The 16,552-nt window shown below is 60.2% G+C and carries 2 protein-coding genes; both read right to left on the bottom strand.

Annotation, left to right across the window (positions count from 1 at the left end; translation table 11 throughout):
* Window positions 1-22 precede the first annotated feature (22 nt).
* The gene (locus ISX84_RS05560; protein WP_195819303.1) at window positions 23-6,562 is read right to left on the bottom strand and encodes a hypothetical protein; all 6,540 of its coding nucleotides are present in this window, start codon (window positions 6,560-6,562) and stop codon (window positions 23-25) included.
* A complete protein-coding gene (locus ISX84_RS05555) occupies window positions 6,559-16,533 on the bottom strand; it encodes a hypothetical protein (protein ID WP_195819302.1) in 9,975 nt (3,324 codons plus the stop codon). The genes ISX84_RS05560 and ISX84_RS05555 overlap by 4 nt, the downstream gene beginning before the upstream one ends.
* Between the last annotated feature and the right edge of the window lie 19 nt (window positions 16,534-16,552).

Below are 16,552 nucleotides of genomic sequence, written 5' to 3'. Positions count from 1 at the left end.
TTTCTTTCGGTAACCGAGGTGACTAGTCCAGTTTTGACAAGTCAAAGACAGCCCGCATTCTGGCGCCGCTGTGATGGTAACCCAGCTCGCGCGCATTCGGACCACCTGTACTGGCGGGCGCTCTGACTAACGTGGCGGTTGTCGTGCTTGCCTCACCGTCGCCCGCCGCGGCGTCGCCAGTTTGATTGCCCGGCATTTCCATGACAAAACTCGGCTCCTGAACCCGGGCCCGCTCTTCCACCGTCTGCGGATCGGCCGGTTCGAAGGCTTCGACTTCTTCAACCTGCACATGTAAATCGTCCAGGTCCTCCAAAACTTCCTTCGGGATCTGCAATAACCACGTTCCGTCACCCCTTGCTGTCTGCGCCGCCTTGACCGCGACGCTACCGGCCTTGATCGGGTGACGCTTGTTCAATCTGAGAAATGCGCGCCTGCTTTCCGGATCATTCCGTCTGATCGGGTTGAAGTCCTTGGGATCAATCACGCCAGTGTCGAAATCCAGCGGCAACAACAGATGGCTGCCTCGACCCGCGGCGCTCACGGGCAGCGGCACTGTCTCGCGATAGGTCCGTCCATGTGCATCCTTGCCTTCCCGAAAGACCGTTACCTTCATCCGAGGTGCTGCATCCGCACCTTGAACAATGTCTGCGAGGTCTTCGAGCCGACACCCCCGCTCAAGCGCCAACTCCGCCGGCGTTTTCATTTCTTCTTCCATTCCATCCGCGATAGATGCGCCTGCTCCGGGAGGGATGGTGGCAGCCGCACCATCTGCCGCCTTCGAAAGCGAACTCAAATGCCCCTGAAGCGCATGGCTGATCCGACGGCGATAGAATGTAGGTCCGCACATCCTGATCCGAATGCCATCTCCCTCGCTTTCGGGAATGCGCGTGACGTCGACGATGCGCTCGGGAAGCGGCTGGACGAACTGTCTAACGGGCCGCGAACACCTTAGAGCAGGGCGCGTGTGCGGCTGATAGCGCACCAGACCAAAACGCACGAAGGTTTCGGCGGCCTCGCTGTCTTCCAGCGTAACATCAACGTACCAAGTCTCCTTTTCCGGATCAAAGCGCGGCACATAGGTCAAAAGCGACACCATCATCGGCGGCACTTGGTCTTCTGCGGCAGCGTTTTCGGGGGCCTCGTCGTCCGACAGCGGCATCTCCACCATAGGCACGAGCTCTGCTCTCTGCGGGTGACCTTCTTCCAGATCGAGATCCGGGAAATCACCCGGCGAGAAGAGGATTTGGCGGTGGTAGTTGCCTTCACGCACCGGGTCGGCTCCGCGTCGCGAGACAAATCGCCCGCCTGGCCCGAGATGACCGTCTTCAAAGGGCATCGGATCGTCTACCGCATCCCCGCTCAGCGGTGCGCAGATGATATCGACAAGCTTGCGCTTCGTGAGACGAAATTCCTTGAGATCGTTCAGATCGATCTCGCGTGTGGTTTCGTCATCTTCCGACTTCCGCAACTTCACTTTGTTCTTGCCGATCATCCAGTTGTCCGCGGGCGAGATATGCGGCGGCCAAAGGACAATCCCGAGGCGCTCGTCCTCACCTGAAGAGAACCATTCGCGCCCTAGCGGAATGCGGATGATCGAGCGTCGGTGATGAGTGAGCATCCTGCTCTTCTTGGCGTCTTCATCTGGCGCGTCATGCCGAAAGGCTGGAAGCGGTGCACGGGCGTCTGGTTTCGCCGGACGCTTGGTAGCTGGGAGAACGACCTCGACCTCGTCGCTCAGCCTGCATTGCGCCTCCGCTCGCAGGTCTTCGCCAGCGACAAGTTCGCCCACATCATGATGCAACCCTTCGGACGCAACCCAGGGGTCTCCCTTTCGAAGCCGCCGGTCCGCGGTGCGCATGAACTGCGCGGTGCGCGGAAGTCCGTTGACCCAAATCCACATCCGCCGTGCCTTGCCATCGGGGAATAGATGCCTTTCCGTGATGCGGATGTTTCCGAGATCGCCCTCCTCAAAGAGCCGCCGCAAGCTGAGCTTGCGTTGGCAAGCCGCGCCGCTCGGACGTGGCAGGTTCTCCGCCCTGAGAAGCGTCACCTCAGCACGATCAAAGGCGGTTTGGCCACTCGGGTAAACATGGAAACCAAAGAGGCTTTGAGCATCGCGAAAGACCTTGTCGTTGCCGCCGGGTTCGGCGCCCGACGGATCATCCACCAGCGGCCACCAGCCAGCGCGGCGAAGCGCCAACGACCGACCGCGAAGCCGATCGTCAAAGGCCGTCGACCCAGGGAACGCCATCCGGGCGCGCACTTCGACCGCGTCGATCTGGTTCAGATCAAGCTGAACCTCGCCGTCCAAAATCAGGTTCGTCGATCCCTTTGCAGCGACGGTGATTGGCGTGGCGTCGTCAGTACAGACGTTTAAACTCTCATCTATCTCAAGGGGGCGCACCGCCTTGCCAAGACCCGGCTTCTTTCCCGCCTTCTTCCGAGCTGCAACTACCGCGTCGTACGTCTTGGGACCAGCAGCATTCTCTCCTGGTCGGAACGCGCGCAACGGCTTGGGCGCCTCGCCCCCAGTTGGCGCCCGAGCTGCGAACTCAGTTCCGTTGAAGTGCTCATTCGACCCGGCTTCAGCGATGACCGGCTGGATTGTGGCACGGTTCGATGCATGAACTGCACGCAGCCGCGACACGGCCGAGATTTCAGGCATCGGGTGTCGGATCATGCACTTCCGCACAGCGTTCGCCAATGCAAGAAGCGTCTGCATCGACGGCGCACTGACACCACCTGGCCCAAAGAACGCCTTGCCCTCCACACCGCTTTGCAGCTCGGAGATGAGACCTTCGAGCATCTCCTGCGGCAGGCAAAGGTTCGCGCCCTTGCACACTGCCTGAAGACTCGATGCAACAGACTGCTCACCCACCTGGGAAAGCTGCACGCCCAGAGCCTGAATGACCGAGAAATCCCTCGCGAGACGCTTGGCGCTCGGCAGGAGCCACAATTCGATGTCGACCCATTCGTGCGGGGCCAGTTTGAGGATCAACTCACGGGCCAGAAACTTCCCTGACGACCCGCCGCTTCCTTCATGCGCCGGGTTGAAAAACATGCGTGGGCGATACTCCATGATTTCGTCCAGCATGCTAGGGACTTTCTCGCGGGTCTTGCTGCGATTTAGCGTCAGAAGAACACGGCGGCGATCCGGATAAGTATGGCCCCCAACAAGGTCAATCGGTGCAATCCCACCCGATTCCGACGTGTTGTCCTGTACCATCGTCATCCATTCACCCGTGCCCCCTTGCATCCGCGCGCGCACGACCAAAGCCTCCGCAGCGGGATCGGGGTAGTAGGCGCTGTCGGGCGAAAATCCGGCAGCAAAGACCGAACCGTCAAAGTCTTCACCTTCCGAAAGCGACTGATCCGAAGGCGCGTCTTCAATACTGCGCGTTAAAAAATGCTGTCCGCCATTCAGGCCCTTGAGATATGTGGTTTTCACCGAAGGGAACCCGCAACCGCCCTTCTGTTGCCGCACGAAAGTCAGACCACCAGTGGAGGTCGGCGTCCTTTCCAGATCGTCAAAGACTCCCCGAGTTGGGTCTTCAGGCCGCGAGGAAGGCCCCGCCTTTTCATCCGGCGTACCCATATGCGTCGCCGCGCGCGCAAACGGGATCGACGGGATCAGGATGACGCGACGCGCAGAGGCAGGTTGCCCGCGTGATGTGAACCGCTTGTCTCTTGGGTTCTTCTCGTTCTCATCAGTACTCCGCACAAGCATCAGACCAGCCTGATCGGGGCCCATGGGGCCATTGGTCCTTGCGGCATGCCCCTCCGGCATCAACACTTGAGGCGCACCTATTTTCGCCTGTCGCAGAGCTCGGACATAAGGCCGGACATTTGGCCCTACACAGGTATTGTCCCCGTCTACACACTTCTGCGACGCCGCCTGCATACGCGTCGACGGGTAATAAAGGTCCGCACGTGTATCGGTCTTGCTGGTATCATCAGGGAAATCGGCACCGTCCAACGACCGTCCGCCAGAAAATACAGCAGCGAGCGCAAACCGATACGGGCGTCCGTAGCGCAATCGCGGGATCTGGTAGTCGTCGCCGTCAGGAATGCTCAACTCACGTCCGAAAATCAGCACGTCAGCCGTCGTCTTCTCTGCACCCGGCTGCGTGGAGCACTCGACGCCCATCGGGCCGCCGTCCCAGACCGATACCGCCTGCTCGAAAACAGCTTCGGTTTCGAGCTCGTCATCGGCATTGGGTGTGGCAGCCTTGGGCAGCATCCGTCCGGGCACGTTCATCGCCGCGCTTTCAAGGGCGACCCGCTCCGATGAGCCGGCCCGACCAATCAACCGCGTGAGCACGCGCTCGATCCGTCCGGAGTTTCGCCACTTCGGGCCGGTTGTGCCAAATTCAATCGCCCGCGACATCATCGGATGCCACTTGGTGCACACGCTTCCCGGTGTGCCAATGAAGAAACGGTAACCGGTCGTCAGATCTTCCCCGTCGAGCACGATGGAAGTGCGCCCATCGACAACACAGGTGGCAATCTGTCCCTTATCCGCCAGCTTCGCATCGCGGGCCGCCATCTTGCGAATAGCCTGAGCACAAAGGCCCCGGTCAAGCAGCGTGAGACCGACGTCCTGTCGGTCACCTTCGTCATCAAGCCCTGCCCCGTCACCTGGCTCATTGACACCGGGCGGAAGAGCATTGGATGCCGTGGCCGCCGCACCCGGCGTCTTCTCACGCGCGTTTGTCTCTTCTTGCGTTTTGACCTCTTCTTCGGCCTCGGAATTCGCCTGTTCGATGCTGCGCCGCTGGATTTCCAGCTCCATCGCGGTGCGGATATCGAGGCTCGTGATGTCAAAACGCGGTGTCTTGCTCGTCAGTTCGTTGCCCGAACCAAACCCCATGACCATCAGACCGCCATAGTGGCGCGTCCGGCCTTCCGCCGGTGCGCTTGATGCGTCCCCCCGACAGTCGGCTTCCTCGCGGGAAACGGGCCAGAAGTGATAACAAGTCGCGTTGCGCTCAGGCTCGGTGACCCGCAGAAGCGTCCAGGGACGCGGCAAATCGGCTTCTATCGACCGATCAGCAGTTTCGTTCAGATCAACACAAAGATGCGCGTAGTTGCCCGCTTCCTTCAGCGCCTCCGCATTACCGTTGACGGTCAGGTCCAGTTCGACATCCACCGCCAGCATGGCAGCGCGCGCGAGCGTCGGCGTCGATTGCAGCGTGAAGAAACTCCGCTGCGCCGCATCGAGGCTGTCGGACGTCTCGGACTTTACGTCCTTCTGCGCCTCTTCGTCCTCTTTGGTCCGATATTGCTGCCAATTGGCATACCGTGCTGCGGCGGTCAGATCGTCAAACCGGTCCTCGCCATTGGCCGCGTCGCCTGGGGTCACGCCGTTTTGCCATTCAGGAGCGGAAGGTTCGACGCAATCTTGCTGCGCCTCTTCCTCCAAGATGCCCTTCGCTTTTGTATAGAGCGAGACCGAAGTATTGCGCTCGTCCGTCAAATCACTGAACAACGCGGTCCGCTCCGCGATCCTGCGACGTCGACGCAGTTCAGCAATCAGGTCTTCATTGCTCAAAAGCGCCGCCTTGACCTCTTCAACCTCGTATTTCCGCTTTCCCATCGGATACTTCGTCGTGTCTTCGTGCGGCATCCTCGGAAACAACTCCGACAACCGTAGTGCGTAGTCGTCGAAGGATTCATTCGCTCCACGCGGCTTCTCTTCGATGACCTTATCGGCCAGATCGCGCAGCGGGCTTTGGCCGTCCACGTGCCGGAGCTTGTCGCCCTCAAGCACCTGATCGCTCACAGCGGACGTCCGACGACGCAATGGCTTCGGAAGCCGCGCGACCTCTTCCTTGCACGCCGCTTTCAGCGAATCTGAAAGCGCCAACGCCCGCTGGTTTTCCAGTGTGACCGCGAGGTCCGCGTGGCGGATGTCGAGCGCCGCCACGACCTTCATCTTGGCCCGCCCGGCCTCCTCCGTTGGAGCGACCTGACCGTCCGGGCCGTAAAGCGATGCGTCGGGAGGCGTGTTCGTGCCATCACCAGAGCCCATACCCGACGACGAAACCGCGCCTCCATCGAGCGACCGGCTGATCCGCGTTCCGAGTCCCTCCCAATCACTCTTTGCGATCTTTGCGCCCTTAATGATCCCGTCCTTGTCCGCCAGATCGTACTTCCAGATCGAACCGGCCCAAGTATCGCACAGTGTTTCAAGGTCCTCCAAGGTAAGGCGCGCCAGCCCGGGCGCGGTGAATTCCACCTCCTGCTGCAATCCGTCACAAACCCGGCCCGAACCTGTTTTGTGTGGCACAGTCGCGATCATTCCCTTGATCGGACCTGTCAAAAGCCTGTGGATTTCTTCCGGCCACCGGTCGAGCGCAACTCCGTCAGAGCTATTGGCCTTGTCGAAATAGGGCGTCAGAAGCAGTGTGGCGCGGAGCTTAGTATCGCCGCAATCGTCAACCGGGCAACTGTCGTCACTCGACGGCCTTTTCACCGCGCCGTTCGGAACGATCCGCGCATGAATGCGCACTCGCGGCATGTCCAGTTCTTCGAGTTCCTCGGGAGTCAGGTCGGTTCTCATTCAAACAGGTCCTCGGCAACGTCGTCGGTGAAATAATCTGCATACCTGCGCCAGTTCCGCGCCTGACATGCGGTGCGGGTATCAATGCGCGGCACATTGTCGTCGAGCTGCTCCAGCCCCTCGGCACTCAGACCGAGTTCGGCAAAGCGAATGCCGCTCTGACCGAATGGCATGTTACGAAGGCTGGCTTGCTGCTGACCGCTGAAACCTTTCGCCTCCTTCTTGAACAACACGACCGAGTACTCGAAATCCGCGAGTCCCATCGAGAACGAGAACGAGAAAATGGCCTCGCCACTCATGTCGCCGTTGACCATTCCAAGCCGAACGGAGAGAGACGCCGCAAACGAGAACACCCAAATCTGAGCCGTTCCCCCAACGAAGAACGTGGCACTGAGTTCGGTGAGCTTCTGTCCGTTGTCGGTAATCGATTGGCGAATATAGAACCCCGCCATCAACCGCCCTTGCCCCGTCAGTGGCCCAAACGCGAAGACGGCGGAGCCACCGAACTCGAAGCTCGCCTCGAAGCCCAAAATGCCGTTGGCATTGGCCTCTATGCCGAAGAATCCGCTGCCCCCATATGGCGTGTAAGTTATTGTAAATGGGCTTAATCTCGTCGAAAGTGACGCTTTGAACCGCGCATCCTTGTCTTCGAACGGCAGGATCGCGGCCGTCGCAAGTCCGACGTTCGAAATCGCCATCGCCCCGACCGAGAAATCGCCCAGGTTGAGAATATAGCCCGCCTCGACGCCGAGCGGTGAAAACTGCGGCTCCAGATAGAAACCCGAGTTGCCTTTCGGGGTGAGGAAGCTCTGGAACTGTTGGACAAACTCCAGCATCGGCCCGATCTCGTAATCCGAATACGAAATCTCGAACTGCATCTTCTTGCCGGTTTCGGCGGTGAAGGTCGCGCCGTTGAACTTAAGCGTCAGCGCGTCAAAGGCGTCGCCCACCAGCTTCACGTCAAAGGCGTCGAGCCGACCGACCGTCTTCGCATGAACCGCCGCCTTGTCGAACCCGAGATCAATCTTGATCCCCGCCTCGATGGTCAGTTTCGACCCGGACCCCGGCGCAAAAATGCCCGCCGTCGCCTGCCGCACCTTGTCGCCCAACTCGACACCGTAGCCGTAGCTCATGTCGATCTGCGTCGGCACAAGGCTCAGGATGTAATCCTCCACCTGATCCCGCAGATCGGTAAAATCAATCGCCGCAAACAGATCGCCCTTGAGGAACTCAGTGACGATGTCCTCGATGTTGCTGCCGATCTCGACCGGCGTCGGACGAAGAACACGCCACTCGTTGAGAAACGCCTGAAGGAAGGTGTAGACGTCGTCGGATTTGTTGGTGGTGAGTTTGATCCCGCCTTCTGTCGCCAACTGTTCCAGCCAGGCGACGTCGCCTGCCAGGCGGTCGTTGGTACCTTCCAGATTTCCGCCCCTGGCAGGCATGTATCTGCCAGGCACTTCTGGACGTCCATCGGGTTCGACAAATAGTACGTCGCTCACGCCAAAAGCCTGAACCGCTTCGAGACCGGCAATTCCGTTTCTGAAGTCGCAGAACTGTTGGTAGACCTCTAACAGGCTTTCTGGGCCGTTCTTCCCAGCGAACTTTGGCTGTACTTCCTCGCCGTTGGCCGGAGGCGGGAAGTCGAAATCGAGGGAAGGGAACTGGATTCCAAGCTTCGCATTCAGAACCTTGGCAATCGCATCGTTGGCAAAATCAACCACCTGACTGCTGACCTCGGTAAACAGAACTGCGCCCTGATCGGCAAGTCCCTCAAGCGCCTCGACCAGACGTCTTTCGATCTCGTTGACCACGTCGAACTTGGCGATGCCTGGATCGGGTGGGCTTTGCAGAAACCTCAGCAGGTTGATATTTGGTTTGTCCGGAGGCGCGAATTCCGCTTTTGCAAGCGCCTCTGCCCTAGCGTTAGGCGCCGCAGATTGCACCTTCTCCAGTTCGACACGCACCTTGGCAAGCCAGTCGGTATACTCGTCGAGCACCTCAAGGATGTCTTCGGTTACTTCCTTGATGCTTGTGCCAAGGAGAGCTTCCAGTTGCGTCACAAGAGCGGGCTTCGCCTGCCCCGCCGCGCGGCGAAGCATCGTCTTGGCGCTCTCGAGAAGTTTCCTTAGTTCCTCAGTGTGAGTCAGCAACAGCGCAACGGCCTGATCCACATAGGCATTGGCACGCTCCTGCAATGCCGCTTGCCGGTTGTTCAGGTTTGTCACCAGGGCCTGTGCTGAAGTTTCGAGTTCTTCAGTGAAGTCGCCAAGGCTCATGACCCTCGCGAGTTCACTCGCAGCCAATGCCGCTACGCCCCCACCCGCGGCCAACTGCACGGCCGGATTGTTCACCAGCTTCTCAACAGACGTGGCGATAGCAGCAGCCCGCTCAACGACCCGCTGCATGAGCGCGCGCCGCTCAACGATCATCTGGCGGAAATCACGGTGAATACCGTCGAGATCGCCAAGCTTGCCGAAGCTGTCCAGATTGCATTCGAAGTTTGCAAGCAGTTCAAACTTCTCGGCAAACCGCACCATCCGTGCCCTGTCAGCCGCAACATCGGCAACAGTGGCTTCTATCGCGCCGGCAACAGCGGCGAGTTCGCCTTGTGCGGCTGTAACATGCTGCAACTGCACATTAATCACTCTTCTCGCCTGTTGCAGCAGTTGCTGGGCTTCCGCACCCAGTGCTTCGACTTCCGGCGCTACCGCATCAAGCTGGCTTCGAGCCGAAGCAATCTCGGAGCGAGCGCCGTCGACCTGCGCTTTGAGCCCCGTGACAGCGCTGTTGAAGCCGCCAAGCTTCTCGGCGATCTGCGCGTGGATACCATTTCTCCCCGGGTAGATCGCAGTCGCGACCTCCTGGAACGGCTCAAGCGTCTGCTTGCAAAGCGTCTCGAACCCGGTCATCGGTCCGAAGTGCAACTCCGCCAGCCGGACGATTGCGTTGAACGCCAGTTCGAAGTCTCCGGCCTGAATCCCGGCAACCGCTTCGCGCACATGGCGCTCTGTGTCCCTGAAGAGGTTCCATTCGTCGCTGAAGCCGGTCTTGATCCACCTCTTGAGCGCCGCCTTTACGTCCGCTTGCGAGACATTTTCGAAGCTTTCCAGCAGCGTTCGATACTCGGCCAAAGCTGCTTGCGCGGCTTTCTTGGCATCCGAGTCCGCCAAAGCGGCGACTTCACCCTCAACCTCCTCAAGGCGCTCAAGCGCAATGGTCTTGATCTGCTCGGCGAGCGTGATGCTGTCAGTTCGCCAGTTGAGAATACCCTCAAGAATGCGTTGCGCACGACCTTCTAAACGGCTTGTAAACTCTGACCGCGTCTGTTCCAGCAGGTCCTCAAGCGACAAACCACCGCGCGTTGTGATCTGAAGAATGATCATCAGGCGCAGTAGGTCACGGACCTCATCTGCTGTGGGTTGAAGCCTGTTCCACGTCTGCGAAAGACTCGCATTCGGCACTGGTGGAACCGCAAAAATTGGAAGAAACGCCGGACCGCCATCTTCGGGAATGAGCGCTGTGACGATCTTGTCGGCGAACCCTTTGACTTCAAAGGGCAGCGTGTCGGATTGACCTGAAAAATAGAGCGCGATGTCGGCAAAGGTCTTGATCAGTTTCGCATCTTCTTCGAGGTACTGGCTTGCAAGCTCCAGGACCAATTCCGCGCGCCGCTCCTCCAGAACGTTGATAAGTTCCAGGATCCCTTCGATCCCGCCGCGCAAGCCCGCCTCTATTCGGCGACCCGGGTCCGAGGCCGCGCGGAACAGGGCGTCGAGAAAACGGCGGCCTGCCGCGAAGACTTCGCTGACGGCAAGCGTGAACGCGATGGCATCTGCCGCGCCGATAGCGCGGGCCAATGCCGCGTCGAAGGCCACGAGCGTGCAGTGCAGATCGGGGAAAATCTTGGCAAACGAAATGTTTCCGAGCAGCCTTGCCGGGACTTTTTTGGCAAACCGCTCGATATCACGGTCCAGTTCGTCCCAGCCCTCGCGGATGTCGTGAATAGCCTCCGCAAGTGGCACAATGACCGTCGTACGCACCAGATCGACGGTCTCATCGAGCGCCGACAACGCGTCACCGACCGCGTTGTCCACCTGACCAATGGCCGATTGAACTTCTTTCGCACCATACTTCGCCTGCTCCGCCAACTCGGGCATTCCCGTCGACGGCGGATCAAGCTTCTGAATGAACTCAAACAACTGCTTGATGCTGACAAGGCCAAGGATTTTGGCGTTGCCATCCACAATATCGCTATAGAGTTTCTTTGCCTTTTCAATGGTTTGCTGAATGTTCGGATCAATCACAACTGGCGGCGCTTCCGAACAGAGCGACGGCAGGTTCTCCACTTCGCTGCCCGCACCGTTGCTCGCAACGGCCTTTGGAGCCTCGCCAATCTCGAACGCTCCGGCGACCGACAACAGCCGGTCGCAAGCCAACGCTCCGTTCGCATTCAACCGGTCGCTCCACGTCAGCACACCGCGACTGCGCGACAACCCGACAACGCGGCCCGACGGCCGATAGACACCGCCGGCGTTGTCGCCTTTGTCGCCCATCGTCAACTGAAGCTGATCGATCATCGCGAGGTACGTCTCGGCTACGTTGCCCTCGATGGCATACTCCACCGAACCATCGCCACCCGTCGTCGCCGGAAGGCCGTACTCGACGTAATGTGCATCCGGCATCGCTCGCAGGAAACGCGCATCGATCACCTGCCCACCCCGCGCGCCCGACAGCGGTCGACCGATCAACCGTTCCGCTTGCCGAACCCGGATGCGGCAACACTCGACGGCCGGATAAAACGGCGGCTGATCCGCTCCCTGCAACACCGGGTCGCTCCGGAAAACCGTTTCCTGCCGCTTCCAGGTGAGCTTTCTCGCGGTATCTTCAGGTTGCGATCTCGTGCTCGACAACCCGGTCGCACACAGCGTCCAAAGCTGGGTTTCGGCGCTCGCGCTCCCCGCTTCCTTCTCAGCTGCATACCGCCGTTTGCCGCCGCCCATGTCGAGGGTTCGCACGTGCAATACCGGATCGAACTCTCTCTGCCCTTGCGTCACGGTCAAAGGATCCGGCGTCGGCAAAGCATTGTAATACGCCGCGAGGTCGCTCAACGTCCCCGGATCGTTCGCTGCAACGTTGTCGACAAACAGCAGCGGCATGTCCGAAACCGTGCCATCGAGGTCCAACTCGAAGCGCACGTTGGCGTCGGGCAACTTTGCCGTTCGCGGCCAGAAGACCAACCCCTTTGCGGCCTGCCCCAACTGAACGCGCCCGCCCGGAAGAGCCAAGGCCTCCTGAGTCTGCCTGAGTTCGTCATCAGACGGATCAACGATGTCCGGTGTTTGCGTCGTGAGGTTTTTCAGCCGTTCAACCGGGAACCGCCGCCCTTGCGCGGGCTGCTTCAGCGCCGGGAACAGCTTTTCCGCCTTGCCGACGCGAATGAACAATCGCTGACGCAGCGCCGCCCGGATAGCACCCGTCGCCGGGTCGATGAAGAACTCGCGCTCCGTGACCTGAACCAGCGACGCCCGCTGACCAATCGGCCAGAGGAACCCCTTGTAGACAATCTCGCAATGCACATCTCGCCCGAGGTTCGTCCATTGCTGCCAGCTTTCCACTGACACAGCGTCGAAAAGCGCATCGCCATGGCTGTCGAAAGCGGCCGCAAAGGGTTCGAAGCTGCTGGCATGGCGGAGCGTTCCGCCAATGGGAGTCAGAGACAGTTCAATCGTCTGAAGTGTCCGAGGCTCATAGAGTGCGCTACCCTCTTCGACGTCCGCCAGACGGTAGCGGAGTTCCGGCTCGGATTGACCGGAGTCGGCGACAAGCTGACCGTTAGGCTTGCGTCGCCCGAGAACTGGAAGACCCCAGCCCGAACTCAACAGAACCAACTCATGCCGCGCATAGGCATCGATGGCGGCACGAAACTTCATGTCGCGTGCATCAATTCCATCGCGGCGCTCCTTCTCTCCGGCAAGATAGGCAAAGAGCCGCGACAACGCGGGTTGTGTCGGAAGCGGATCTTTGACGTCCTGCACACCCATTGCACGGGTTTGGGTTTGGTGCTCGCCGATGTGCCAAGGCGCAATCGGCCCACGTGGCGGCGCGCTTGCGCCGGGGAACCGTTTTCGGGCGGCCTCTGCCGGATACGGCGGGTTCTTCGCCGTCGCATCGAATGCCGGAAACAGCTTCCTTTGGGCACGCGCCGTGAAAACGTCCGGACGCAGGTCGGGAGAATGAATGGCCCGAAGGTTGGGGTCGACGTCGCCCGTCAGAAACTCGGCTGACCAGAGCGGCACATAGGGCTTCTTTTCGAACAACGGTATCCCGTGACAACCGTTGTTCTTGTCGTCCTCGTCGTGCTTCTCCGGCTTGCAATAGATACCATCGGGAACTTCACCGGAGTTGACCACGACAACAGCGTTCTGATCGGGCGAAAGCGTGAGGCGTGCGGGGATCTCGATGGCCGTTTCCCGCAGATGTGGAGCATCGGTCAGCGATCTGGCGATCTCGCCAAGACGTGTGCCCGACGTCACGAAGGGACCCGAAGTGAAGTTGAGGAGATCGAGCCGAGCGCCCTGCGAGAGATCGAGGCGGCGGCGCGAGGCAACGTCGATCCGCCCTGTCTCGCTGGGGCGATAGACGGCCTGAGCCCGGCGAACAACCGAAAGGTCGAAGTCGGAAAACCGCGTCAGGCTCGACAGCGAAAATGGTAACCGGTCCCGCACTTCCTCGGCACGCGCATCCGACGGAATATCGAGCGTCGCAACCCTGTTGCGCGCCACCGAGATGCCGTCACGGCACCGTACGCGAAACGCCAACCGCGACGGATTTGCGATCCGCCCGCGCGCCGGCATGTCAAGAGGCTCCTTGCCCTTCAGAGCTTCGACGAATTCTGCCTTGGCCCGTTCGCGCACAGCCTGGATCATCGCGTCGGTGAGGCCAATCTGTCCCATCCACGCAGGTGTCCCATCAAAAACATCGGCATGGGTGGCTTCGATGAACTCCGGCGCGACGTCGGCAATTCCAGCAAACGTATCGAAGGGTGTCTTGTCCCTGGCAGCAGGCTGCTGAGCGTTGCTCAGCCCCTCCAATGCAACGTCCAAAACCAGGTCCCGATAAACGGACCGGAAAAGTTGGTAGGACGGGAATTGCGTTTCCAGCCGTTGTTCCAGCGCAAGCGCACCCTCAAAGGAAGCATCGGCCCGAGCAATACGCCTCATTTCCTCGGTCAGAGAAGCTGCTCCGAGATTTCCTGCATCGCGATGCAGGTCCTTTGCCGCCTGCGCGACTCTGGCGAGGAGGCGCTCGGCCGACTTGGTGAGCTTTGCCTCGAACGTCTGCCGCCAAACCTTCATCGCGACGCGCATCACGTCGGGGTCAAGCGCGTAAGGTCCGATGTAAACCCTCTGATCCGCCGGCACATCGTTCAATTTCGACAAGCCCGCGACAAAGCTTGTGGAGAGTTCCGCAAATGGGCGCGGAACTGGCTCCGGATCGGGCGCACCCGCTGCTTTTGCCGCTTTGGCCCTGCCATCAGTCGCCTGCGCTTCCGCTTCTTCGAACGCCACCTTCGCGGCATTCAACGCGGTGCGGAACGCCACCTTCGCGTCGTCGCTGTCCAGAAGTCGGAGAAGATCGACAACCTGTTGTCGATCGTTTGGATCAAGCCGCCAGCCGGCGCCCGCCGGAAGTGCAGTGAGAAACACGCGATCACCGACATAGGTCACGGGCTCCGACGCACCCTCCGGCGTCACGATCATCTGAGGATGCTTCGCTTCGACCGTCGATCCTTCAAAGATCACATCCGGCAGTTCCTGAAGACCCGGTCGGAAGAACGCCTCTTCAAACAGGTGCTGCCCAGGAAACTCCACCACAAGCACAGGGCGACCGTCGCGTATGTCGTGGCTTCCGTCCAGTTCCCGATCCGTCGTGATCCGGCACGACGCATTTCGCCGAACAAGCTCCGCCCGGTCCCGTTGCATCGACAACGCCATGTCACCAAACCGGAACGTCAATCCGAGAAGATTGTCCGTCCGTGACGCCACAAGTGCTGCGTCGGACAGATCCAACTGTCCGATCTCTTCAGCCCCCTTCGGAGCGGCCAGCCGGATGTAACTCGTCTGCGGCGCTGGCAAGTCGTTCGGCGTGTAGAGCAGCGTCAGCGATGTCGGCGCAAATGTCAGACGGTTGAAGTCCGCCTCCTCCAGTTCAACAGCGGCCTCGCGCAGCACACCGTTGACCTCGATCCAGTCCGTTCGCGGACGACGACGTGGGACAAACGGCCCTTTCTTCTGCCGTCCCCAAAAGAACACCGCCTGAACCTGATCGCCATGGCGTTGCCGAAACGGATCTTCCACCGTTCCGTCTTCGGCGTCATCTTCCGGCGCGGGCCCGCGAAATCCGAGCGGACCGATCGGGCTGTCAATGCGCCAGTGACGGTTGGCCGCCGCCTTGAAATCGCCACCAAAACTGACACTCCCCTCGCATTGCGCATAGTCGAAATCGTTCATGCGCGCAGGCGCATCGACGCGCTCAAGCAATCGCCCGCGCAGGGTTTCGAACGGTCCGGCGGCCGCCTTCGCATTCCCGGTGATATCGATCTGGGCCCAATCGGTCAGAAGCGACGCCTCAGAGCGCAACTGCCCCGGCGCAACCTTTCCCGGGCTGATCTCGGTCGGCTCCAAAATGCGGAAGAGCACCTGGCTGTCCCCTCTCGCGTCCGGGTCCATTTGCAATGTCAGCCCCGGTGCCAGCCCTCTGGCCTTGAAGACCAATGGCGCATCGCCCGGCGCAACACGCGACTGCGCCACCAACTCAAATGCCCCGGTTGCCACCGTCGGGCCGGAGCGCTCATCGATATCCGGAACAGGCTTCGGTTCGTCGTCATCGTCTTCTGGAGGATTGCCGTTCGCGGATTCCGGCGGCAGTTCCGGCGCCTCCTCCAGCGGCTCTCCACCAACCGGCTGCCACCGCATCATGAAATCCGAAAGCTCAAGCTCTGGCGCCAATGCGTTCAGAAAGACACCGTTCTGCGCAACGCGCCACGTACCGGACTGATCGAACGACAACAAGACATTGCGCCCCGCATCCCTGTCGGCGTAGCCAACCTGACCGTTGAAGACGAGCTGCAACGTCGAAGTGATCCGGCCCGCATCGACCAGAAGCGAGAACCCGAAGGGCGTCTGCGTGCCATTTCTGCGCTTGGGTGCCTGCGCAACCCAGGCGTCGAGCCTCAACGCGCCGTCGATCTGCGCCTCGGCATCATACTCCTCGGCTGGCTCCAGTTCGAACCAGCGTTTCGATGTCGGCGCATTCCTGAGCGACCAGACATCGGTTGCCGCACGGATCGTGTAGACCCGCCGCATTGGCACAGCATCAACCGTCAGCTTCTCCAGCCGCTCCTTGATCACCCTGCCCACGGCATCTGGGTTCCGTTTCATGTCTTCGAAGAGCTCTCGACCCTCGGTATCGACCTCAAGGTGCTCGTCGAAGATGAAACGTACTGTCCGCCCGGATACGCGTCCGTAAGACACGTCGTGCAGCGTCACCGTATAGCGTCGCCGCCCCTCCGGTGTCCGTTGATTGCGAAATCGAACCTTTGTTTCCGGCCCGAACCGAGCCGTCTCAATGCTCCAAACAGGGCCAGTCCGCTGCTCAACCTCAGCGCTTTCATTCGCATCGTCTTCTTCAGGAGCCGCACGTCGCACCGTGTTGACCCCAAGTCGCGACCAGAAAGCCTGCCGCTCGCGCGATTGACCTTCCTCTATCGCGACCTTTAACAGCCCGTCCGTGGTGGAAAAGCTAAGATCTACGTGCTCGGGTTCCAACACGCTATTCTCGAAGATGAATTCAGCATGCGCCGCAAAAGGAACCGCAGCGGTGGCGCCAATAAATCCGCGCCGGGTAAGTTTAATTGACGCTACTCGGGAGGTAATAGAACCCGAGCCGCCTTCCTCATCCGACGACAATTTCCCCCCCTGAAAATTT

The organism is Roseobacter sp. MH60115, from assembly GCF_015644665.1.
Lineage (GTDB): Bacteria > Pseudomonadota > Alphaproteobacteria > Rhodobacterales > Rhodobacteraceae > Roseobacter.
This window is presented reverse-complemented; position numbering and strand designations above follow the sequence as displayed.